We start from the raw sequence: 20,824 nt of genomic DNA on the forward strand, positions 1-20,824 counted from the left end.
CTTCAGGAGGGGCAACACCGTATGTGCGGAATCGTGGGTTACATCGGCAAGCGTGACGTGGCACCGCTGCTGCTGGAGGGTCTGCAGCGGCTGGAGTACCGCGGCTACGACTCGGCGGGCATCGTGGTCAACAGCCCGAAGGCCAGCGCCCTGAAGGTCGTCAAGGCCAAGGGCCGGGTCCGCGAGCTGGAGTCCCGCGTGCCCAAGCGCTTCGCCGGCACCACCGGCATCGCCCACACCCGCTGGGCCACCCACGGCGCTCCGAGCGACATCAACTCCCACCCGCACCTGGACCCGGAGAACAAGGTCGCCGTCGTCCACAACGGCATCGTCGACAACGCCTCCGAGCTGCGCGCCAAGCTGGAGGGCGAGGGCGTCGTCTTCGTCTCGGAGACCGACACCGAGGTCATCGTCCACCTGGTCGCCCGCTCGCAGGCGGACTCCCTGGAGGAGAAGGTCCGCGAGGCGCTGAAGGTCATCGAGGGCACCTACGGCATCGCCGTCATGCACTCCGACTTCGCCGACCGCATCGTCGTCGCCCGCAACGGCTCCCCGGTCGTCCTCGGCATCGGCGAGAAGGAGATGTTCGTCGCCTCGGACGTCGCCGCGCTGGTCGCCCACACCCGCCAGGTCGTCACCCTCGGCGACGGCGAGATGGCCACCCTGAAGGCCGACGACTTCCGCACCTACACGACGACCGGCACGACCACGACCGCCACCCCGGAGACCGTGGAGTGGGAGGCCGCCTCGTACGACATGGGCGGCCACGACACCTACATGCACAAGGAGATCTCCGAGCAGGCGGACGCGGTCGACCGCGTGCTGCGCGGCCGGATCGACGACCGCTTCTCCACCGTCCACCTCGGCGGCCTGAACCTGGACCCGCGCGAGGCGCGCGGCATCCGCCGGGTCAAGATCCTGGGCTGCGGCACCTCGTACCACGCCGGCATGATCGGCGCCGGCCTGATCGAGGGCATGGCCCGGATCCCCGCGGACGCCGAGCCGGCCTCCGAGTTCCGCTACCGCAACCCGGTCGTGGACCCCGACACCCTCTACATCGCGGTCTCGCAGTCCGGCGAGACGTACGACGTCCTCGCGGCCGTGCAGGAGCTCAAGCGCAAGGGCGCCCGCGTCCTCGGCGTGGTCAACGTCGTGGGATCGGCGATCGCCCGCGAGGCGGACGGCGGCGTGTACGTGCACGCCGGCCCCGAGGTCTGCGTCGTCTCCACCAAGTGCTTCACCAACACGGTGGTGGCCTTCGCGCTGCTCGCCGTGCACCTGGGCCGCATCCGCGACCTGTCGGTCACCGACGGCAAGCGGATCATCGAGGGCCTGCGCAAGCTGCCCGCGCAGATCCAGGAGATCCTCGAGGGCGAGGAGGAGATCAAGAAGCTGGCGGCCGAGTACGCCGAGGCCAAGTCGATGATGTTCATCGGCCGGGTGCGCGGCTACCCCGTGGCCCTGGAGGCCTCGCTGAAGCTCAAGGAGATCTCCTACATCCACGCCGAGGCCTACCCCGCCTCCGAGCTCAAGCACGGCCCGCTCGCGCTCATCGAGCCCGCGATGCCGACCGTCGCGATCGTCCCCGACGACGACCTGCTGGACAAGAACCGCGCGGCACTGGAGGAGATCAAGGCCCGCAGCGGCCGGATCCTGGCGGTCGCCCACCGCGAGCAGGAGAAGGCCGACCACACGATCCTCGTGCCCAAGAACGAGGACGAGCTGGACCCGATCCTGATGGGCATCCCGCTCCAGCTGCTCGCCTACCACACCGCCCTGGCCCTGGGCCGGGACATCGACAAGCCGCGCAACCTGGCGAAGTCCGTCACCGTCGAGTAGCCGGCGACGGCGGGCGGGCGGGGCGCGCCGAGCGCACCGATCCGGCCCGCCGGGCCTGACGAGGGGAACGGCCCCCGGGACACCCCGGGGGCCGTTCCGCGTTCCGGGCCGTCGCGCCCGGCCGGCCGGGGCCGGCGCCGCCGCGCTCAGCTCGCGGCGACCGCGCTCCGGTTCGCCGCCCTGCCCCGGCCGAAGGCCGTCGGCCAGTGCGCCAGGGCCGTGGTGGCCCCGTACCAGGCCAGCAGGCCGGCGACCGCCGCCACCCAGCCGGCGGCCTTGCCCAGCACGCTGCTGTCCGCGAAGGCGCCGATCGCCAGGAGCAGCAGCGAGAGGGTGAACAGGCCGTACACGGCCTGTCCGAACAGCCCGCTCGCGGCGCCCACGGTGAGGGTGACGCCCAGCAGCACGAACAGGAGCAGGAACGTTCCGGCCGCGTCCGCCGAAACCTTCCCGTCCGCTCCCGCGGCCCAGGTGAACCAGAAGGCTCCGAGACCCGCGAACGCCGTTCCGTTGAAGCCGTCGCCGCCGCGGAACTCGAGGATCCCGAGGACGAAGAGGGCGATGCCGCCGACGTACGTCGCGAGCGACACGGAGTGGGCGGCGGTCACGCCGTCGACGACGCCGGTGTGACCGATGCCGAATGCCAGAAGGGTGAGACCCAGGGCGATGTGCCCGAGGGTCGAAGTCGAGGCCGTGCTTCCCGCAGAGACACCGTTGTCCACGGCGGGCTCCCTTCGATCTGCAGTTGTTTGCTGCGTCCCAGCGGCATTTATCTACCCTTTACATGGACGCACAACCGCACAAGCGCCGTACAGCCGGTTACGGAATGACAACGACCGGTCGCTGTGCGCGCTTGGCCAGCCGGCCCGCCACCGATCCGAAGATCCGGCCGACGATCCCGTGCGTGGAGCCGACCACGATGGCGTCGGCCGAATACTCCCGGCCGACCTCCTCCAGCTCATGGCAGATGTCCCCACCGCGCTCGACCAGGATCCATGGCACTTCCGCCAGGTAGTCCGCGCAGGCGAGCTCCAGCCCCAGCACCTCGGTCCGGTGGTCGGGCACGTCCACGAAGACCGGCGGCTCACAGCCGGCCCACACGGTGGTGGGCAGCCGGTTGGCCACGTGGACGATGATCAGGCCGGATCCGGAGCGTCTCGCCATGCCGATGGCGTACGCGAGCGCGCGCTCACTGGAGGTGGAGCCGTCGAATCCCACGACGACCCCGTGCCGGAAGGCCGGGTCGCAGGGAAGGCGCGTCTGTTCCACCGCGCGCAGATCGGCGGCCGACGCGGGGTCGGCGAGGCGCTTGCGCTTGCGGTCCGCGGGTTCGGAGAATTCGTGACCGGCCATGGGTGTCTCGGCGAAGAGGTCCTTGGAGGAAGCGACAGGGGGAAAGTGGCGACACTGTGTGACGGAGCTCTGTCCGGGAAGCATCTTCCCAAGCCCCTACCCACCAGGGTACGGCGACACTCTGATCCTGCACAGGGCTTGCCGCCCCTGGAGAGCGTCCCAGGGAGCATGCCGGAGAGAGCGCTCCTTGGCAATGACCGCTGCCCCCTACAGCCAGTGACGAGTCGGGGCGGAGCCACCCGTGCGCGCAGTGACCGAGGCCCGCCCGGGCGCGTTGGACATGCGTCCGACCGTCCAGGAAGAGCCCGCAGGGAGTACGCCGTGCCCGGCCATCCGGTTCACCCCGTCCAGCCCGCCCGGCGGACGCAGTCCGCCCCGTTCGCCGACACGACCCCACCTTCCGCCCCCGCCCCGCGGTCCCCCCTCCACCCGACCGCGCACCGCCCCGGACACCCCGCCGACGACCCCGCGGGCGACGTCGTGCGCTGGGCCGCCTTCAGCTGCCTGCTCGTACCGGTGGTGCTCGTCGTCTACGGGGCCTCCTACGGCGGGGCCGCCGTCGCGACCCTCGGACTGCTCGTCGTCACGGCCGCGTGCCGGGCGATGCTGCGCTACTCGGAGAAGGCGGACCGGGCCGCCGCCCGGGTCCTGGCGGAGGCGCGCACGCCGTCCGTCCACCGCGGCCGGCACTCGCGTTCCGGGACCGGAAGCCACCGCGGCTGCCACGGTTCCGAGACGGCGCCCCCGCAGGACTGACTTATTCGCACACCCACACCCGCATGTTTTCAGCCAACTTCCCGGCAGGGTGCCCCCCTTGCCGGAATGTCCCCCCGCTCCCCCTACCACCAGCGACGACGGAGCCCGGGGGGCGCCGTGACCGTACGGGTACTGGCCATGGCCGGACAGCGCGCTTCCCACCCGGGTAGCGGAGTGGAACGCTTCCTGATCGAATGCTTTTCGCCAAGTTGCCAAGTCGACATAGCGCTGCGTGCTGAACTTGTCACGCCGACACCACGGGACGCAGTAGATTCGATCATGTATTTACGGCGGGGGATCCACGTGCAAGGCCGAGGGGAAACGTGCAGGTGCGACCAGACCAAGGAGTCGCGACACCCAAGGGGGGCTTAGCGCCATGAGCCAGGATTCCACCGCCGTCGTCGCAGACGCCGGCCGGAAGCTCGCGGGGCGTCGCCGCAGGGAGATCGTCGCGGTGCTGCTCTTCAGCGGCGGACCGATCTTCGAGAGCTCCATTCCACTTTCCGTGTTCGGCATCGACCGGCAGGACGCGGGAGTTCCACGCTACCGACTGCTCGTGTGCGCCGGTGAGGACGGTCCGCTCAGGACCACCGGCGGACTCGAACTGACCGCGCCATACGGGTTGGAGGCGATCGCCCGGGCAGGCACGGTCGTCGTGCCCGCCTGGCGTTCCATCACCTCACCGCCGCCGCCCGAGGCGCTCGACGCGCTGCGTCTGGCGCACGAGGAGGGGGCCCGGATCGTCGGACTGTGCACGGGGGCCTTCGTGCTCGCCGCCGCCGGTCTGCTGGACGGCCGGCCCGCGACGACGCACTGGATGTACGCGCCGACGCTGGCCAAGCGGTACCCGTCCGTCCACGTCGATCCGCGCGAACTGTTCGTCGACGACGGCGACGTGCTCACGTCCGCGGGCACGGCGGCCGGAATCGACCTCTGCCTGCACATCGTGCGCACCGACCACGGCAGCGAGGCGGCCGGGGCCCTGGCCCGCAGGCTCGTCGTGCCGCCGCGCCGGACGGGCGGCCAGGAGCGCTACCTCGACCGGTCGCTGCCGGAGGAGATCGGCGCCGACCCGCTGGCCGAGGTCGTCGCCTGGGCGCTGGAGCACCTCCACGAGCAGTTCGACGTGGAAACCCTGGCGGCCCGCGCCTACATGAGCCGGCGCACGTTCGACCGGCGCTTCCGCTCGCTGACCGGCAGCGCCCCGCTGCAGTGGCTGATCACCCAGCGGGTGCTCCAGGCACAGCGGCTGCTGGAGACGTCCGACTACTCGGTCGACGAGGTCGCCGGGCGCTGCGGGTTCCGCTCGCCGGTCGCCCTGCGCGGTCACTTCCGGCGGCAGCTGGGGTCCTCCCCGGCCGCCTACCGCTCCGCCTACCGGGCACGCCGCCCGCAGGCGGAGGTGACGCAGGTCTCCGACCTCTCGGGAGGACCCCTGCCGCACCAGCGCACTCCGCAGCCCCAGCGGGCGGCGGCGGCCCTGGCCGCCGCGGGCCAGACGGTGACGGAGCTGTACGCCCCGGGCCGCGTCCTGCGGGAACACGCGTAACCCCCACAACGGGTACGTGAGGCGAAGGTCCTCCGTCGGTCACCGCCGACGGGGGACCTTCCGCATATGCGGTCCCGGCCCGAAGGGACCGCATAAGGTGGGACACATGAACGATCGCATGGTGTGGATCGACTGCGAGATGACCGGGCTCTCGTTGACGGACGACGCACTTATCGAGGTGGCCGCACTGGTCACCGACTCGGAGCTCAACGTGCTCGGCGACGGCGTGGACATCGTGATCCGCCCGCCGGACGCCGCACTGGAGACCATGCCCGACGTGGTGCGCGAGATGCACACCTCATCCGGACTGCTCGACGAGCTGGCCGGCGGGACCACCCTCGCGGATGCCGAGGCGCAGGTCCTGGCCTACGTACGGGAACACGTGAAGGAGCCGCGCAAGGCGCCCCTCTGCGGGAACTCGGTCGGCACCGACCGCGGCTTCCTGCTGCGCGACATGGCCGCGCTGGAGGGCTACATGCACTACCGGATCGTGGACGTGTCCTCGGTCAAGGAGCTGGCGCGCCGCTGGTACCCCAGGGCCTACTTCAACAGTCCGCCGAAGAACGGCAACCACCGGGCGCTCGCGGACATCAAGGACTCGATCGCCGAGCTGCGCTACTACCGCGAGGCGGTCTTCGTGCCGCAGCCCGGGCCGGACTCGGACACGGCGAAGTCCATCGCCGCCAAGCACGTCGTGCCGGGGCTGTAGGGCCGCAGCGGCGGGGCACACCGGAGGCGGGCGCGGGAAAAGGGTGGAGCGAGCACCCTCCCGGACCCTGTACGCTTTTCTTCGGCCGGTCGGTTCTCCGACCGGACATGGTGGGTGTAGCTCAGTTGGTAGAGCACCTGGTTGTGGTCCAGGTGGCCGCGGGTTCAAGTCCCGTCACTCACCCTGCGGGAAGGCCCCGGTACGCGAAAGCGGACCGGGGCCTTCTGCGTGCCCGGTACCGGGCCCGCGCCCGGAGTCGTCCTGACCCCGTACCGGGTCAGGACGACTCCCGGACCACGAGGCTGTTCGGCAGCACGACCGCCGTCACGCCCGGGCCGCTTCCGCCCGTCGCGCCCGGCTCCCCCGCGGGCTGCGGCTTCCCGGCGATCCGGTCCAGCAGGAGCCGCGTCATGGTCCGGCCCATCTCCTCGATCGGCTGCCGGACGCTGGTCAGCGGCGGGTCCATGTGGCGGGCCACCACCGAGTCGTCGAAGCCGACCAGCGCCACGTCCTGCGGGATCCGGCGGCCGGCGGCGCGCAGCTCGAACCGGGCTCCCGCCGCCATGACGTCGGAGGCGGCGAAGACGGCGTCGAGGGCGGGCCTGCGGTCCAGGAGCTCGCGCATGGCCCGGCGGCCGCCGTCCTCGGTGAAGTCGCCGACCGCGACCAGTTCCGCGTCGACGGGGTGTCCGGCGGCTGCCAGGGCGTGCCGGTAGCCGTCCAGACGGCACTGGGCCCCGTACACGTCCAGCGGGCCGGTGATCGTGGCGATCGCGCGGCGGCCCCGGCCGAGGAGGTGGCGCACGGCCTCGGCGGCGCCCGCGAGGTTGTCGGAGTCCACGCTGGGCAGCGTCTCGTCGGCCGAGCGGCGGCCGCTGATGACGGTGGGGATGCCGAGCTCGGCCAGCAGCTCGGGCAGCGGGTCGCCCGCGTGGACCGAGACGAGCAGCACCCCGTCGACGCGGTGGCCGGAAAGGTACTGCGCCAGGCGGCGCCGCTCGCGGTCGCTGCCGGCCAGGGTGAGCACGAGCTGCACGTCGGTCTCGGCGAGGGCGGCGCCGACCCCGCGGACCACGTCGGAGAAGTACGGCTCGGCGAAGAAGCGGGCCTCGGGCTCGGGGATCACGAGGGCGATGGCGTCGGTGCGGTTGGCCGCGAGGGCCCGGGCCGCGCGGTTCGGAACGTACGCCAGCTCGGCCACGGCCGCCTCCACGGCGGCCCTGGTGTGCTCGCTGACCTTGGAGGATCCGTTGATCACCCGGGAGACCGTGCCGCGCCCGACTCCGGCGCGCGCCGCGACCTCCTCCAGGGTCGGCCGTCCCCCACTGCGCCCGTGCCCGTTCATGGCTTCCTCCCGGTTGTGAATCTACCCCTTGACGACTGTGGGAGCGCTCCCACACTGTGTCACACGACACCCGGCACGTTTCGTCCTTCAGGGAGGATGCACATGCGAGCCCACACCCGAGCCCGAAGAACCCTTCTCACGGCAGGCACCGCGTTGGGGGCGGCGGCCCTCCTGCTCGCGGGATGCGCGCAGGACCCGGCCGAGAAGCCCGAGCCGGGCGCCCCGGCCGACGGCAAGGCGAAGACGACGCTGACCGTCGGGGTCTTCGGGGCCTTCGGGCTCCAGGAGGCCGGTCTCTACGACGAGTACACGGCGCAGAACCCCGGCATCCGCATCGAGCAGACCTCCATCGAGCGCAACGAGAACTACTACCCGCAGCTCCTCACCCACCTGGGCACCGGGAGCGGGCTCGCCGACATCCAGGCCGTCGAGGTCAACAACATCGCCGAGATCACCGCCACCCAGGCGGACAAGCTGGTGGACCTGGGCAAGACGGCGGGCGTGGACAAGTCCGCGTACCTGCCGTGGAAGTGGGCCCAGGGCACGGCGAAGGGCGGGGCGACGGTCGCCCTCGGGACGGACATCGGCCCGCAGGGCATCTGCTACCGCAAGGACCTCTTCGCGGCGGCCGGGCTGCCGACCGACCGGGCGGCGGTCGGGGCGCTGTGGGCGGGCGACTGGAACAAGTACCTGGAGGCGGGCAAGGCCTACAAGGCGAAGGCCGGCGAGGGCAAGGCGTTCGTCGACTCGGCGTCGGGCGTGATGGCGGCGGTGACCGGGAGCAGCGCGCAGCGGTTCTACGACGAGCAGGGCAAGGTCGTCTACAAGACCAACCCGGCGGTGCGCGGCGCGTTCGACCTCGCGGCCTCCTTCGCGACGGAGGGGCTCAGCGCCAAGCTCCAGCAGTTCACCCCGTCCTGGGACCAGGGCTTCTCCAACGGCAACTTCGCGACCGTCTCCTGCCCGGCCTGGATGCTCGGCTACATCCAGGACAAGGCCGGTCCGGCCGGGAAGGACAAGTGGGACGTGGCGCCGGCGCCCAAGCCGAGCAACTGGGGCGGCTCCTTCCTCGTGGTGCCCAAGGCGGGCAAGCAGGCCGAAGAGGCGGCCAAGCTCGCGGCCTGGCTGACGGCCCCCGCCCAGCAGGCGAAGCTGTTCGAGAAGCGCGGCAGCTTCCCGAGCGCGAGCGCCTCGTACAAGCTCCCGGCGGTGTCGGGCGCGCAGCACGCGTACTTCGGGGGCGCTCCGATCGGCGAGATCTTCGCGCGGGCGGCGGAGGGCGTGCCGGTGACGGTGATCGGCCCGAAGGACCTGGTGATCGCGCAGAACCTGGCGGACATCGGAATGCTCCAGGTCGACCAGAAGGGCCGCAGCCCGCAGGAGGGCTGGGAGGCCGCGGTGAAGGCGATCGACAACGCCCTGGAACAGTGAGGCTGCGGTGACGGACGATACGGCTGTCCTGTCCCCCTCCCCCTCCGCCGCCGGCGCGACGTCGCCGGCGGCGGAGGGGGGCCGCCGGGGGCAGGTGTGGCGCTCAAGGCGCTACCGGTGGGACCTTCGCTGGAGCCCGTACGCCTTCGTGGCTCCCTTCTTCCTGTTCTTCGCCGCCTTCGGGCTGTTCCCGTTGCTGTACACGGGCTGGGCGGCGCTGCACCAGGTGGAGCTGACCGACCCGGACGCCATGACGTGGGTGGGGCTGCGGAACTTCACCCGGTTGTGGGGCGACGAGTTCTTCTGGAACGCCCTGCGCAACACGGTCACCATCGGGCTGCTGTCGACCGTGCCGCAGCTGGCGATCGCGCTCGGCCTGGCCCACCTGCTGAACTACAAGCTGCGGGGGTCGGCCTTCTTCCGGGTCGCGGTGCTCACCCCGTACGCGACCTCGGTGGCGGCGGCCACCCTCGTCTTCGTGCTGCTCTTCGGGCGGGACTACGGGATGGTCAACTGGGCCCTGTCGGTGGTCGGCTTCGAAGCCGTGGACTGGCAGAACGACACCTTCGCCTCCCAGCTGGCGGTCTCCACCATCGTGGTCTGGCGGTGGACCGGTTACAACGCGCTGATCTACCTGGCGGCCATGCAGGCCGTACCGGGCGAGCTGTACGAGTCGGCGGCCCTGGACGGAGCCTCGCGCTGGCAGCAGTTCGTCCACGTGACCGTGCCCTCGCTGCGGCCGACGATCCTCTTCACCTGCGTGGTGTCGACGATCGGGGCGACCCAGCTGTTCGGGGAGCCGCTGCTGTTCAACGGCGGGGCGGGCGCCACGGGCGGCTCGGACCACCAGTTCCAGACGCTCGGGCTGTACCTGTACGAGCAGGGCTGGGTGAACCTGCACCTCGGCCGGGCCTCGGCCATCGCGTGGGCGATGTTCCTGATCCTGCTGCTGATCGCGGGCGCGGCGCGGCTGCTGCGCGGACGGGGGGACTCCCGATGAGGGCACTGCGCGCGGGCCGGCTCACCTACGTGGTGCTCGCCCTGTTCACCGCCGGGTCGCTGTTCCCGCTGGTGTGGACGGCGATCGCGGCCTCGCGGAGCAATACGCGCCTGGCCCAGACGCCGCCGCCGTTCTGGTTCGGCGGGAACCTGTGGCGCAACCTCCAGGTCGCGTGGACGGACGCCCACATGGGCACGGCCCTGCTGAACACGGTGGTCGTGGCGGGCACGGTCGCCGCCGGCACCGTGGCGTTCTCCACGCTGGCCGGCTTCGCCTTCGCCAAACTGCGCTTCCGCGGCCGCAGTCTGCTGATGACGCTGGTGGTCGGGACGATGCTGATACCGCCGCAGCTGAGCGTGGTCCCGCTGTACATGCTGATCGCGGAACTGTCGTGGACGGACCGGCTCCAGGCGGTGATCCTGCCGACGCTGGTCTCCGCCTTCGGGGTGTTCTTCATGCGCCAGTACCTGCTGCAGGCGCTGCCCACCGAACTGATCGAGGCGGCGCGGACGGACGGGGCGAGTTCGCTGCGGGTCGTGTGGCACGTGGTGTTCCCGGCGGCCCGGCCCGCGATGGCGGTCCTGGGGATGCTGACGTTCGTGATGGCGTGGAACGACTTCTTCTGGCCGATCGTCGCGCTGACCCAGAGCGGCAGCCCGACGGTGCAGGTGGCCTTGACCGGGCTGGGCCGGGGCTACATCCCGGACCAGTCGGTGATCATGGCGGGCGCGCTGCTGGGCACGCTCCCGCTGCTGCTGGTGTTCCTGGTATTCGGCCGACAGATCGTCGGCGGCATCATGCAAGGGGCGGTGAAGGGATGACGGACACGGATGCCGGACCTCGGTTCCCGGAGGGCTTCCTCTGGGGCGCGGCCACGGCGGCCTTCCAGATCGAGGGCGGCGCGGCACTGCGCGGGCCGTCCATCTGGGACACGTTCTGCCGTACGCCGGGCAAGGTGTACGGCGGCCACACGGGCGAGGTGGCGGTGGACCACCTGCGGCTGTGGCGGGAGGACGTCCGGCTGATGGCCGGGCTGGGGCTGGGGGCGTACCGGTTCTCGGTGTCCTGGCCGCGGGTGCTCTCCGGCGGGATCGGCTTCTACGACGCGCTGGTCGACGAGCTGCTCTCGTACGGGATCCGGCCCTGCCTGACCCTGTACCACTGGGACCTGCCGCAGGAGCTCGAAGCCGCCGGCGGCTGGCCGGAGCGGGAGACGGCCTACGCGTTCGCCGCGTACGCCGCGCAGGTCGCGGAGGCGCTGGGCGACCGGGTGGAGCTGTGGACCACCCTCAACGAGCCGTGGTGCAGCGCCTTCCTCGGCTACGCCTCCGGGGTCCACGCCCCCGGCCGCACCTCCCCCGCCGACTCGCTGCGCGCCGCGCACCACCTCAACCTGGCGCACGGCCTGGCCACGGCCGTCCTGCCGTCCACGGCGCGGGTCGGCATCGCACTGAACCCGAGCGCGGTGCGGCCGCTGACCGGCTCGGCGGCCGACCTGGACGCGCAGCGCCGGATCGACGCCCTGGCCAACCGGATCTTCACGGGGCCGCTGCTGCACGGCGCGTACCCGCAGGACCTGCTGGAGGACACCGCCTCCGTGACGGACTGGTCCTTCGTGCGCCCCGGCGACGAGGCGCTGATCCACCAGCCGTTGGGATTCCTCGGCGTGAACTACTACACCCCGGCGGTGGTCTCGTCGGCCCCGGGCCGCGTGGGACCGCGCGCCGACGGCCACGGGGCCACGTCCCACTCCCCCTGGCCGGCCGCGGACGACATCGCCTTCCACCAGCCTCCGGGCGAGCGGACCGACATGGACTGGTCGATCGACCCGACCGGCCTGTACGACCTGCTGCTGCGCTTCGCGGGCGAGGCGCCGGGCCTGCCGCTCATGGTCACCGAGAACGGTGCGGCCTACGCCCCGGAACTGCACGACCCCGCGCGCATCGGCTACCTGGAGGCCCATCTCGCTGCGGTCCACCGGGCCTTGGAGGACGGCGCCCCGGTGGAGGGCTACTTCCTCTGGTCGCTGCTGGACAACTTCGAGTGGTCCTACGGCTACAGCAAGCGGTTCGGGATCGTCCACGTCGACTACGACACCCAGGTCCGCACCCCCCGCTCCAGCGCCCGCTGGTACGCCCGGCTGGCCCGCACGGGAGCCTTGTGACGCCTGGAAGGGCGGGTCGACTCCCTCGCCCGAGGCCGCGGCGTCAGGCCAGGGGGGCGAAGGCGCCGGCGTGCTCCTGCGCCCAGGTGCGGAAGGTACGGGCCGGGTGGCCGGTGAGCCGTTCCACCGCGTCGGTGATGTCGGCCGGGAGGCCGTCCGCGGCGGCCCAGAGGTCGAGGAGCGCATCGGCGTAGGGGCCCGGTATGTATCCGCCGGCCTCGGCCTTCCATTCCGCGGCGGAGATCGTCTCGTACGGCACGGGTCGGCCGAGGACTTCGCCGAGTATCAGGAGCTGGCTCGCGAAGGTCAGCGACTGGGGGCCGGTCAGGGTGTAGGCCCGCCCCGCGAGGGCCGGGTCGGTGAGCACGGCGAGGGCCGCATCGGCGAGGTCGGCCTCGTGGACCGGATCGCAGAAGGCGCCGGGATACGGCAGGCGCACGGGCCGGCCGGACGCGAGCGACCGGGACCAGGCGCGGGCATTGCCCGCGAAGGAGCCGGGACGCAGCAGGGTGGTGCGCAGCGGCGACGCGGTCAGGGCCCGTTCGACGGCGAGGTGGGACGCGGACAGCGGGCTTCCGGCGGCGCCGGGGGCGAGGACCGAGGACGACGAGAGGAGGACGACGTGCTCGACTCCGGCGGCGACGGCTTCCGCGACGAACGGGCCGATCGCCGCCGCCTCGGCGTAGAGGAACACGGACCGGACGCCCGCGAGGGCGCCGGGAAAGGTGGTGGGATCTCCGAGGTCGCAGGGGACGGCGCCCGGGGTGTCCGGCGCGCGGGAGCCCAGGCGGTACGGCAGGGCGCGCGAGGCGAGGCGGGCGGCGAGGCCGCGGGCGACGGCGCCGCGGCCTCCGGTGACGAGGATCGACATGACCGGTTCCTTTTCCCTAGGATGCACATGTGACACAGATTCTGCGTGACGCATTCCCTGCGCCACACAGATAAATTTGGAGCATGGAGAAGCCGATGTCAACGGAGATCCCCCGCACGGGTGAGTCATGGAGCCGCGCCGAGCTGCTCGCGCGCATCGTCACCGAAAGCCAGCGGCACCACGCCGACTACTCGCTCTTCAGCCAGGCGATGGCCGACCACGTCGGTCTCCACCCCACCGACCTGCAGTGCGTCGCCCTCCTCGACATGGAGCCTGGCCCGGTCAGCACCGGCGACATCGCCCGCCTCACCGGCCTGACCTCGGGCTCCGCCACCCGCCTCGTCGACCGCATGGTCAAGGCGGGCATCGTCGAGCGGCACGCCGACCCGAACGACCGCCGGCGCTCACTCGTCTCCCTCGCACCCGAGGCCCGCGCACGCATCGGCGCGGCCTGGGACGGCCCCGGGCGCGCCTTCGGCGCCGTACTGGAGGGCTACTCCGACGCCGAACTCACCGTCATCGCCGACTACCTGCACCGTGCCGCGGAGGTCGGCCGCGCCCAGGCCGTGCGCCTGAACGCGGGCGACACCGACTGAGGCCCCGGGGCGGCCCGGACCCCCGCCCGGACCCCCGCCCCGGGCACCGAGCCCGTACCGTCAGGCGCCGCGCCGCTTGCGCCGGCCGCGCCGGACCCGCGGCCCGCCCGGGCCCCGGGTCCGCCCGTCCAGCGCGATCCACACCCGGATCTCGGTCCCGCCGAGCACCGAGCGCCCCAGCCGCACGTCGCCCCCGGTCGACTCCGCGACCCGGCGCACGATGTCGAGGCCGAGGCCCGTCGAGCCGTCGCGGCCGCCGTCGTTGCCGCGGCGCAGGGCGGCGTCCGGATCGGCGATACCGGGTCCCGCGTCCGAGACCAGCACGATGACCGCGTCCGGGGTGTCGTGGACGTCCACCGCGAACGGGGTGCCCTCGGGGGTGTGCCGGAAGACGTTGCCGAGCATCGCGTCGAGGGCGGCGGCCAGTTCGGGCCGGGCGACGGGGATGCGCACCGTACGGTCCACGCCCGCCAGCCGCACCTCGCGGCCCTCGTCCTCGGCCAGCGCCGACCAGAAGGCCATCCGGTCGCGGATCACCTCCGAGGCGTCGCAGCCGGCTCCCGCGCCCGGCCCGGCCGGGCCGGTGGCCGGGCGCTGTTCGCGGGCCGTGCGGATGATGGTGTCGACCTCCCGCTCCAGCTGCTCCACGGCCGCCCGGGTCTGTTCGGCGGCGGGACCGTCGCCGAGCGAGGCCGTGTTGAGCCGCAGCACCGTCAGCGGCGTCCGCAGCCGGTGCGAGAGGTCGGCGGCCAGCTCCCGCTCGTTGGCGAGGAGTTGCACCACCTGGTCCGCCATCGCGTTGAACGCGACGGCTGCCGAGCGCAGTTCCTTCGGCCCGTCCTCCGGGACCCGCGCCCCGAGCCGCCCCTCGCCCAGCTGGTGCGCGGCGTCCGCGAGCCGCTCTGCGGGGCGGACCAGCCGGGCACCGAGCCGGTCGGCGACGCCCACCGAGCCCACGATCAGGGCCAGTCCGACGCCCGCGAGGACCGCCCAGGCGGTGGTGACCCCGTTGCTGACCTCGCTCTCCGGCACGAGGATCTCCACCACCGCGATGTCCCCGGACCCGAGCGCGGTGGGCTGGAGCAGCGCCGATCCCCCGCCGGGCACCGACGCCGTCGTGGCCCGGCCCATGCGGCGGGTCTCGGCGACGACCCGCTCGCCCGCCCACCCGTCGCCGATGTCCGCGGGCGGGCTGTCGCCGATCGCGGGCAGGTGTACGGCCATCCGCCCGGCGGCGCCCATCTGCGTGGTCTCCACCGCCTTGCGCAGCTGCGCCGGGTCGGTGGTGATGGACAGGGTCGGCCCGATGGTGGCGGCCTGCCGCTCGGCGTTGGAGAACGCCCGGTCGCTGGCCATCTCCTGGACCACCAGCCCCAGCGGTACGGCGAACGCCACGACCACCATGGCGGTGACCGCGAGGCACACCTTGACCAGCGCCCACCTCACCGGGGCGGCTCCAGCTTGACCCCCACGCCCCGCAGCGTGTGCAGGTACCGCGGGCGGGCGGCGGTCTCGCCGAGCTTGCGGCGCAGCCAGGACAGGTGCACGTCGATGGTCTGGTCGTCCCCGTACGACTGCTGCCAGACCTCGGCGAGCAGCTCCCGGCGGGCCACGACCACCCCGGGCCGCCCGGCGAGGAAGGCCAGCAGGTCGAACTCGCGCCGGGTCAGGTCCAGTACGGCCCCGTCCAGCTCGGCCTGGCGGCGCAGCGGGTCGATGGCCAGCCCGCCGACGCGCAGCACCCGCGAGGGCGGTTCGGCGGCGGCCGCCTGCGAGCGGCGCAGTACGGCGGCCATCCGGGCGGAGAGGTGCTCCACGGAGAAGGGCTTGGTCAGGTAGTCGTCGGCGCCGTCGTTCAGCAGCCGGACGATCTCCGCCTCGTCGTCGCGCGCGGTCGCGATGATCACGGGGACGTCGGTGATGCCGCGGAGCATCTTCAGGGCCTCCGACCCGTCCAGGTCGGGCAGGCCCAGGTCGAGGATGACCACGTCGAAGCGGTGGTGGGCCACCTCGCGCAGGGCCTCCAGGGCGGTGCCGACGCTGCGCACGGTGTGCGAGGCCTCGGTCAGGTGCCGGATGAGGGCGGAACGTACGAACTGGTCGTCCTCGACCACGAGCACACTTGCCATGGGCCGCACCGTAGTCCATTCGAGGGACGCCGGGAGGTGCCGGGCGCCTCTTGGGGCGGGTGGTGCAGTATGTGCTCGATGCTACGAGGACTTGTACATGCCATGGCGTGGACGCTGGCGACCGGGGCCGCGGTGACCCTGTCGTGGTGGGGCGTGCACACCGTCATGTCGGGTACGGCCTACGATCCGCCGCTCGCGGTGCCGCTGACCACGCAGCCGCTGTCCTCGTCCACGCACCGGGACCAGCCCGACCCGCCGTCCCCGCAGCCGTCGCCCTCCCCGACGCCCTCACCGACCCCCAGCGCGTCCGCGTCGCCCGCACCGGGCGCCGCCGCGTCGTCCCCGGGCAAGCCGTCCCCGAAACCGCCGGGCGGCCGGCAGCCGCGGCAGACGGACGGGGACGACGGCACGGTGAAGTCGTACAGCACCTCCGGCGGCCGGGTCGTCTTCGACCTCGGGCCGTCCTCGGCCGAACTGGTCTCCGCGACGCCGGCGGCCGGCTGGCGCATGCAGGTGTGGAAGCAGGACCTGTGGATGCGGGTCACCTTCACCCGGGACGGCCGCGAGGTGTCGGTGTTCTGCACCTGGCACGACCATCCCCCGCGGGTCGAGCTCGTCGACCCCTAGGGGAGTGCCGTCAGGACGCCGTCCCGACCGTCAGGACGCCGTCCCGGCCCCCGGGACGTTGCCCACCAGCACGAACTCGTTGTACGGGAAGACCTTGCCCATCGGCCGGCCGAAGGGGAAGGAGAAGGTGTGCAGGACGGAGATGCCGGCCCGGTCCGCGTGGCTGCGGAGCTCCTCGAAGCCGACCCAGCGGATGTGGGTGGCGTCGGAGCGGAAGCCGACCTCCTGCGGGGTGATCATGACGACCTTGCCCCCGGGGGCGACGAGCGGGAGGTACTGCTCCAGCAGCTTCGCGGCGGTGTCCTCGTCGACGTGCTCCAGCACGTGGGCGACGAGGAGGCTGTCGAAGGAGCCGGGGCCGCAGTCCGGGGCGGCGGCGAGCTCGTCGGGGGTGTAGGCGGTCAGGCCGCGCTCGCGGCAGGTCTCCACCGAGTGCGGGTTGTGGTCGACGCCGACGCTGTCGGGGCCCAGGTTCAGGAGGTTGCGCCCGAGGCCGCACCCGATGTCGAGCACCCGGCCCAGCCGAAGCCTGCGCAGGTTCCACCGGTAGGGCGCCTGCGTGGGCAGCAGGCGCTTGATCCCCGACTGTTCGAGGCGGGCCAGCCGCTGCGTGTAGTCGGGGGTGGCGGTGCTGGGCGCGGGTGCAGATGAACCGGGCTCAGCAGGCAATTCGGACATCGTCGGCCGTCTCCTGACGCGTCGTAGAGGGGCACCCCTCCGATGGTTCCCCAAGGCTACGCACGATCGGGCCGGAGCCGATATTCGGTCGGCCGAATCCTTGCGGAAAGTGCGTCCCCATCCGTAGGGAAAACGGGACGCACCGGGCAACCGGGCGAGCGCCCTACCGGAACACCGAAGGTGGCGGTTCCGGGGAGGCTACCGCCGAGGCGTCGCGCACCGGAAGGGCTCCGCCCGCGAAGTCCGCGAGGGCCCGCCCGTGCTCGACCCTCCCCGGGTGCGGATCGCTCGCCACCCGGCGGGTGAACTCCGCGACGGGCAGCTCCCGGTCGGAGGCCACGAGCACGGCGTTGCCGAAGCGCTTCCCGCGCCACACCACGGGGTCGGCGGCCAGCGCCAGCTGCCCGAACCGGGACGCGGCCGTCGCGATCTGCCCCCGCAGGAACGCCAGCGGCGGACCGTCCGCGAGGTTCGCCGCGTACCACCCGCCGGGCGCGAGGGCACGGCGTACGTCGTCCAGGAACTCGGCGCTCGTCAGGTGCGCCGGGGTGCGCGCGCCGCTGAACACGTCCGCGATCACCAGGTCCGCCCAGCCGTCCGGCACCTTGGCCAGCCCCGCCCGCGCGTCCGCCGAGCGGACCCGGATCCGTGCCTGCGGGTCGAGCGGCAGGTGCTCCCGCACGAAGGCCGTCAGGGCCGCGTCGATCTCCACGACCTGCTGGCCGGAGCGGGGGCGGGAGGCGGCCGTGTAGCGGGCGAGCGTGAAGGCCCCGCCGCCCAGGTGCACCACGTTCAGCGGTTGGCGGGCCGGTGCGCAGAGGTCGACCAGGTGGCCGATCCGCCGCTGGTAGGAGAAGTCCAGGTGTCCGGGATCGCCGAGGTCCACATGGGATTGCGGGGCCCCGTCGATCAGCAGGGTCCAGGCCTCGGCGCGCTCCCGGTCGGGTTCCAGCCGGGCCAGGCCGCCGTCGACCTGCCCGGTGACCGCCTCGTCGCCGCCGCGTGCGCGCTGCCTGCCCTTGCCCTTTTCCTTGCCTGCCACCCCACCATTGTGACGGGGCGGCGGCCGGGCCCGGTCAGCGGCAGTTGTCCGCGGCCTCGATCAGCCGGGCCGCCTCGCCGAGCGCCGCGCGCAGCACCGCGGGATCGGTCACCGGGCCGACGGCCTCCGGGGGCAGCAGCCAGTCGGTGCCGCCCGCGGTGGGCGAGGCGGCCTCGCCGAAGCGCATCCCCCGGCCGTCGCTCTGCGTGCACGCGCTGCCCGGCAGGTCCCAGGCGTCGGCGGTTCCGGGCGGGACGAGGAAGCCGAGGGTGTCGCCCGACCCGTCGTGCAGGACCGGCCCGACCCCGTCGGCCCGGCAGGCGGCCCGGCGGATGATGTCCACCGCCTCCAGCCCCTGCCGGGTGGGCACGGTGACCAGGTCCGGCTCACCGCCCGGACCGGCACCGGGCCCGGGCGCGGTGTGCGTTCCAGTGCTCTCCATGCCGGCCTCCACCAAGGGAACCCCTCCTCGATCCGCGTACGGGCGGGAGCGGGAGTCGCCTCCCCCTCCGCACGGGTTCAACGCACGGGAACGTCAACGGGTGCGGCACCAAGACGCCGCAAAGGATGGCAGTTCATGGCGGATCACGGGTGAGATATCCGTTTTGTAGCCAAACACCGTGTGAACGTCCCGTCACTGACGGTACGTTCATGCGCGCCGGGCCACTCCCTCCACAGGCGGGCGGACACGGCGCTGCGTCCCTCGCCAGAGAGGCCACGTCCATGGCGGCGTCCCCCCACTCCCCCAACTCCACGTTCCGGCGGCTGCGCGGGCAGCGCTCCCCGGCCGAGTTCGCGGCCCTGGTGCGCCGGGCGGCGAAGGAGATCGGAGAAACGGTTTCCTGCGACGCCCGGTACATCGGCCGGGTCGAGTCCGGCGAGATCCGCTGTCCCAACTACGCGTACGAGCGGGTCTTCCTCCACCTGTTCCCCGGCCGCACCCTGGCCGACCTCGGCTTCCCGCCGCGCGAGGCCGTCCGGGGGCGCGCCGCGCACCGCGACCCCTTCTCGGCGAACGCCCCCGTCCCCGTCCCCGCCCACCACCGCCCCGGTCCCAGTCCCAAGGAGAGCGACGTGCTGCGTCGCGCGTTCATGGCGGGAGGCTCCGCGACCGTGGCGGCCGCCACCCTCGGTCTCACCCTGCTCGGCGACACCCGCCGCGTCCCCGCCCGCGCGGGCGAGTCGGAGGCCGCCGCCGTCGAGGACGCCGTGCGCCAGATCCGGCTGCTCGACGACCGGCACGGCGCGGACGCCCTGTACCGCAGGGCCGCCGAACCCCTGCGCACCGCGTACGCGCTGCTCGACGCGGGGGCGGCCCGGCAGTCCACCGAGGACCGGCTGCACGCGGGCGCGGGCGAGCTGGCCGTCTCGGTCGGCTGGCTGGCACACGACTCCGGCCGCTTCGACGACGCCCGCTCGCACTACGCGGAGGCCCTGGCGACGGCCCGGGTGTCGGGGGACGCGGGCCTGGAGGCGCACGCCTTCAGCAACATGGCGTTCCTGGCGCGGGACTGCGGCCGCTCCCGCGAGTCCGTACGGGCGGCGCAGGCGGGCCGGCGTGCGGCCCGCTCCCTGGGCTCCCCGCGGCTGCTGTCGCTGCTCGCGCTGCGCGAGGCCGGGGGCTGGGCGGGGCTGGCCGACCGCAAGGCCTGCCAGGAGGCGCTGGCCCGCGCCCACACGGAGTTCGCCCGGGGCGAGGGGGACACGGACCCCGAGTGGATGTCCTTCTTCGGCGAGGCCGAGCTGGAGTTCCTGGAGGCCCGCTGCTGGGCGGCGCTCGGGGAGTACGCCCGCGCGGCCCGGCACGCCCGCCGGGCCGCCGACCTGCAGGACCCGCACTTCGCCCGGAACGTGGCCCTCTACACCGCCGAACTGGCCGGCGACCTGGCCCGGGCGGGCGCCCCGGACGAGGCCGCCTGGGCGGGCGGCCGGGTGCTGGACCTGCTCGCCGGGGTGCAGTCGACGCGCATCCGGTCGATGCTCGCGGGGACCGCCCGCACCCTGGTCCCGCACCAGCGCTCCCCGCGCGTCGGCGCCTTCCTGACCCGGCACGCGACGGTCTGAGCCGGGCCGCCCGTCCCCGGCCGGGCGGGGACCGCGTTACGCGTCCAGGTGCCCGGTGTCGTTCCAGCGCTCCAGCGCGGGGGCCCCGTACGCCCACCCGAGGACGGACAGCGAGGTGGGTTCCAGGCGGATGCGGGCGCCGAAGGAGGCTTCGAAGCCGAGCCAGCGGGCGGCGAGGGTGCGCAGGATGTGCCCGTGCGCGAAGACCAGGACGTCGCGCTCCGCGGAACGGGCCCAGGCGACCACTTCGTCCGCGCGGGCGGCGACGTCGGCCACCGACTCGCCGCCCGGCACCCCGTCGCGCCAGATCAGCCAGCCGGGACGGACCGCCTGGATCTCGGCCGGGGTCATGCCCTCGTAGTCGCCGTAGTCCCACTCCATGAGCGCGTCCCAGGGCTCGGCCCGGACGCCGAAGCCCGCGAGGTCGCAGCTCTCGCTCGCGCGCACGAGCGGGCTGGTGCGGACCTCCAGGCCGCGCAGGCCCGCCCACGGGTCCCGGGCCAGCCGCTCGCCGAGCAGCTTCGCCCCGCGCCTGCCCTCCTCCAGCAGGGGCACGTCCGTGCGTCCGGTGTGCTTGCCGAGCTGGGACCACGCCGTCTGGCCGTGGCGGGCCAGCAGGATGCGGGGGGCCATGTGATTTCTCCCGGTATCTGAGAGTTCGCGCGTTTTAC

At 73.1% G+C, this 20,824-nt stretch carries 21 protein-coding genes and 1 tRNA gene; 12 read left to right on the forward strand and 10 right to left on the reverse strand.

Annotation, left to right across the window (positions count from 1 at the left end):
* Positions 1-21 precede the first annotated feature (21 nt).
* Entirely contained in the window at positions 22-1,839 is a 1,818-nt protein-coding gene (glmS, locus tag ACZ6S8_RS14825) for a glutamine--fructose-6-phosphate transaminase (isomerizing) (RefSeq protein ID WP_469455679.1), read from the forward strand.
* Positions 1,840-1,985: 146 nt separating this feature from the next.
* Here the strand turns inward: glmS and ACZ6S8_RS14830 are convergent, their stop codons facing one another.
* Together ACZ6S8_RS14830 and ACZ6S8_RS14835 are read right to left on the reverse strand one after the other, a co-directional pair.
* A complete protein-coding gene (locus tag ACZ6S8_RS14830) occupies positions 1,986-2,561 on the reverse strand; it encodes a GPR1/FUN34/YaaH family transporter (protein ID WP_469455682.1) in 576 nt (191 codons plus the stop codon).
* Positions 2,562-2,658: 97 nt separating this feature from the next.
* Positions 2,659-3,192 carry a universal stress protein gene (locus ACZ6S8_RS14835; RefSeq protein WP_319722977.1) on the reverse strand — a complete coding sequence of 178 codons (534 nt, stop codon included), beginning with the start codon at positions 3,190-3,192 and terminating at the stop codon, positions 2,659-2,661.
* 321 nt (positions 3,193-3,513) lie between these two features.
* Here ACZ6S8_RS14835 and ACZ6S8_RS14840 point away from each other — a divergent pair, with 321 nt between their 5' ends.
* From ACZ6S8_RS14840 to ACZ6S8_RS14855, 4 genes are all read left to right on the forward strand, one after another.
* Positions 3,514-3,948: a hypothetical protein gene (locus ACZ6S8_RS14840; RefSeq protein ID WP_469455684.1), complete on the forward strand. Its 435-nt coding sequence runs from the start codon at positions 3,514-3,516 to the stop codon at positions 3,946-3,948.
* Between the two features lie 376 nt (positions 3,949-4,324).
* Positions 4,325-5,497, forward strand: coding sequence for a helix-turn-helix domain-containing protein (locus tag ACZ6S8_RS14845; RefSeq protein WP_469455686.1), 1,173 nt, complete (start codon positions 4,325-4,327; stop codon positions 5,495-5,497).
* Positions 5,498-5,603: 106 nt separating this feature from the next.
* Positions 5,604-6,206, forward strand: a complete 603-nt coding sequence (orn, locus tag ACZ6S8_RS14850) for an oligoribonuclease (protein ID WP_469455688.1) — start codon at positions 5,604-5,606, stop codon at positions 6,204-6,206.
* A 110-nt stretch (positions 6,207-6,316) separates the two neighbouring features.
* A tRNA-His gene (locus ACZ6S8_RS14855) sits at positions 6,317-6,389 on the forward strand.
* A 94-nt stretch (positions 6,390-6,483) separates the two neighbouring features.
* Here the strand turns inward: ACZ6S8_RS14855 and ACZ6S8_RS14860 are convergent.
* A complete protein-coding gene (locus tag ACZ6S8_RS14860; protein WP_469455690.1) occupies positions 6,484-7,551 on the reverse strand; it encodes a LacI family DNA-binding transcriptional regulator in 1,068 nt (355 codons plus the stop codon).
* 102 nt (positions 7,552-7,653) lie between these two features.
* Here ACZ6S8_RS14860 and ACZ6S8_RS14865 point away from each other — a divergent pair, with 102 nt between their 5' ends.
* From ACZ6S8_RS14865 to ACZ6S8_RS14880, 4 genes are read left to right on the forward strand one after another with little or no spacing between them, the layout of a single operon-like run.
* The gene (locus tag ACZ6S8_RS14865; RefSeq protein ID WP_469455692.1) at positions 7,654-8,982 is read left to right on the forward strand and encodes an ABC transporter substrate-binding protein; all 1,329 of its coding nucleotides are present in this window, start codon (positions 7,654-7,656) and stop codon (positions 8,980-8,982) included.
* Between the two features lie 7 nt (positions 8,983-8,989).
* The gene (locus ACZ6S8_RS14870; RefSeq protein ID WP_469455694.1) at positions 8,990-9,982 is read left to right on the forward strand and encodes a carbohydrate ABC transporter permease; all 993 of its coding nucleotides are present in this window, start codon (positions 8,990-8,992) and stop codon (positions 9,980-9,982) included.
* Complete coding sequence (locus tag ACZ6S8_RS14875) at positions 9,979-10,803, forward strand: carbohydrate ABC transporter permease (RefSeq protein WP_386526831.1); 825 nt, start codon at positions 9,979-9,981, stop codon at positions 10,801-10,803. Before ACZ6S8_RS14870 ends, ACZ6S8_RS14875 begins: the two co-directional genes overlap by 4 nt.
* Positions 10,800-12,146 carry a GH1 family beta-glucosidase gene (locus ACZ6S8_RS14880; RefSeq protein ID WP_469455696.1) on the forward strand — a complete coding sequence of 449 codons (1,347 nt, stop codon included), beginning with the start codon at positions 10,800-10,802 and terminating at the stop codon, positions 12,144-12,146. The genes ACZ6S8_RS14875 and ACZ6S8_RS14880 overlap by 4 nt, the downstream gene beginning before the upstream one ends.
* Positions 12,147-12,189: 43 nt before the next feature.
* On the opposite strand, the gene ACZ6S8_RS14885 is transcribed toward ACZ6S8_RS14880, so the two are convergent.
* Positions 12,190-13,017 carry an NAD(P)H-binding protein gene (locus tag ACZ6S8_RS14885; protein ID WP_469455698.1) on the reverse strand — a complete coding sequence of 276 codons (828 nt, stop codon included), beginning with the start codon at positions 13,015-13,017 and terminating at the stop codon, positions 12,190-12,192.
* A gap of 83 nt (positions 13,018-13,100) precedes the next feature.
* Between ACZ6S8_RS14885 and ACZ6S8_RS14890 the strand changes: the two genes are divergently transcribed.
* Positions 13,101-13,613, forward strand: a complete 513-nt coding sequence (locus ACZ6S8_RS14890) for a MarR family winged helix-turn-helix transcriptional regulator (protein ID WP_469455700.1) — start codon at positions 13,101-13,103, stop codon at positions 13,611-13,613.
* A 60-nt stretch (positions 13,614-13,673) separates the two neighbouring features.
* Here the strand turns inward: ACZ6S8_RS14890 and ACZ6S8_RS14895 are convergent, their stop codons facing one another.
* Together ACZ6S8_RS14895 and ACZ6S8_RS14900 are read right to left on the reverse strand one after the other, a co-directional pair.
* Positions 13,674-15,059 (reverse strand): sensor histidine kinase, encoded by a 1,386-nt coding sequence (locus tag ACZ6S8_RS14895; protein WP_469455702.1) that lies wholly within the window; start codon positions 15,057-15,059, stop codon positions 13,674-13,676.
* Positions 15,056-15,742: a response regulator transcription factor gene (locus ACZ6S8_RS14900; RefSeq protein ID WP_150519499.1), complete on the reverse strand. Its 687-nt coding sequence runs from the start codon at positions 15,740-15,742 to the stop codon at positions 15,056-15,058. Before ACZ6S8_RS14900 ends, ACZ6S8_RS14895 begins: the two co-directional genes overlap by 4 nt.
* Before the next feature lie 78 nt (positions 15,743-15,820).
* On the opposite strand from ACZ6S8_RS14900, the gene ACZ6S8_RS14905 reads away from it, so the two are divergent.
* Complete coding sequence (locus ACZ6S8_RS14905) at positions 15,821-16,369, forward strand: hypothetical protein (protein ID WP_469455705.1); 549 nt, start codon at positions 15,821-15,823, stop codon at positions 16,367-16,369.
* Between the two features lie 30 nt (positions 16,370-16,399).
* Here ACZ6S8_RS14905 and ACZ6S8_RS14910 read toward each other — a convergent pair whose 3' ends face one another.
* From ACZ6S8_RS14910 to ACZ6S8_RS14920, 3 genes are all read right to left on the reverse strand, one after another.
* Positions 16,400-17,047, reverse strand: coding sequence for a class I SAM-dependent methyltransferase (locus tag ACZ6S8_RS14910; protein WP_469455706.1), 648 nt, complete (start codon positions 17,045-17,047; stop codon positions 16,400-16,402).
* A gap of 163 nt (positions 17,048-17,210) precedes the next feature.
* On the reverse strand, positions 17,211-18,089 hold the full coding sequence (locus tag ACZ6S8_RS14915) for a spermidine synthase (protein ID WP_469455708.1): 879 nt from the start codon (positions 18,087-18,089) through the stop codon (positions 17,211-17,213).
* Between the two features lie 34 nt (positions 18,090-18,123).
* Entirely contained in the window at positions 18,124-18,531 is a 408-nt protein-coding gene (locus ACZ6S8_RS14920; protein WP_469455710.1) for a hypothetical protein, read from the reverse strand.
* 281 nt (positions 18,532-18,812) lie between these two features.
* On the opposite strand from ACZ6S8_RS14920, the gene ACZ6S8_RS14925 reads away from it, so the two are divergent.
* Positions 18,813-20,153, forward strand: a complete 1,341-nt coding sequence (locus ACZ6S8_RS14925; protein WP_469455712.1) for a tetratricopeptide repeat protein — start codon at positions 18,813-18,815, stop codon at positions 20,151-20,153.
* Between the two features lie 36 nt (positions 20,154-20,189).
* Here ACZ6S8_RS14925 and ACZ6S8_RS14930 read toward each other — a convergent pair whose 3' ends face one another.
* The gene (locus tag ACZ6S8_RS14930) at positions 20,190-20,786 is read right to left on the reverse strand and encodes a histidine phosphatase family protein (protein ID WP_469455715.1); all 597 of its coding nucleotides are present in this window, start codon (positions 20,784-20,786) and stop codon (positions 20,190-20,192) included.
* Positions 20,787-20,824: the final 38 nt, after the last annotated feature.

Source organism: Streptomyces sp. NPDC048461 (assembly GCF_055587105.1).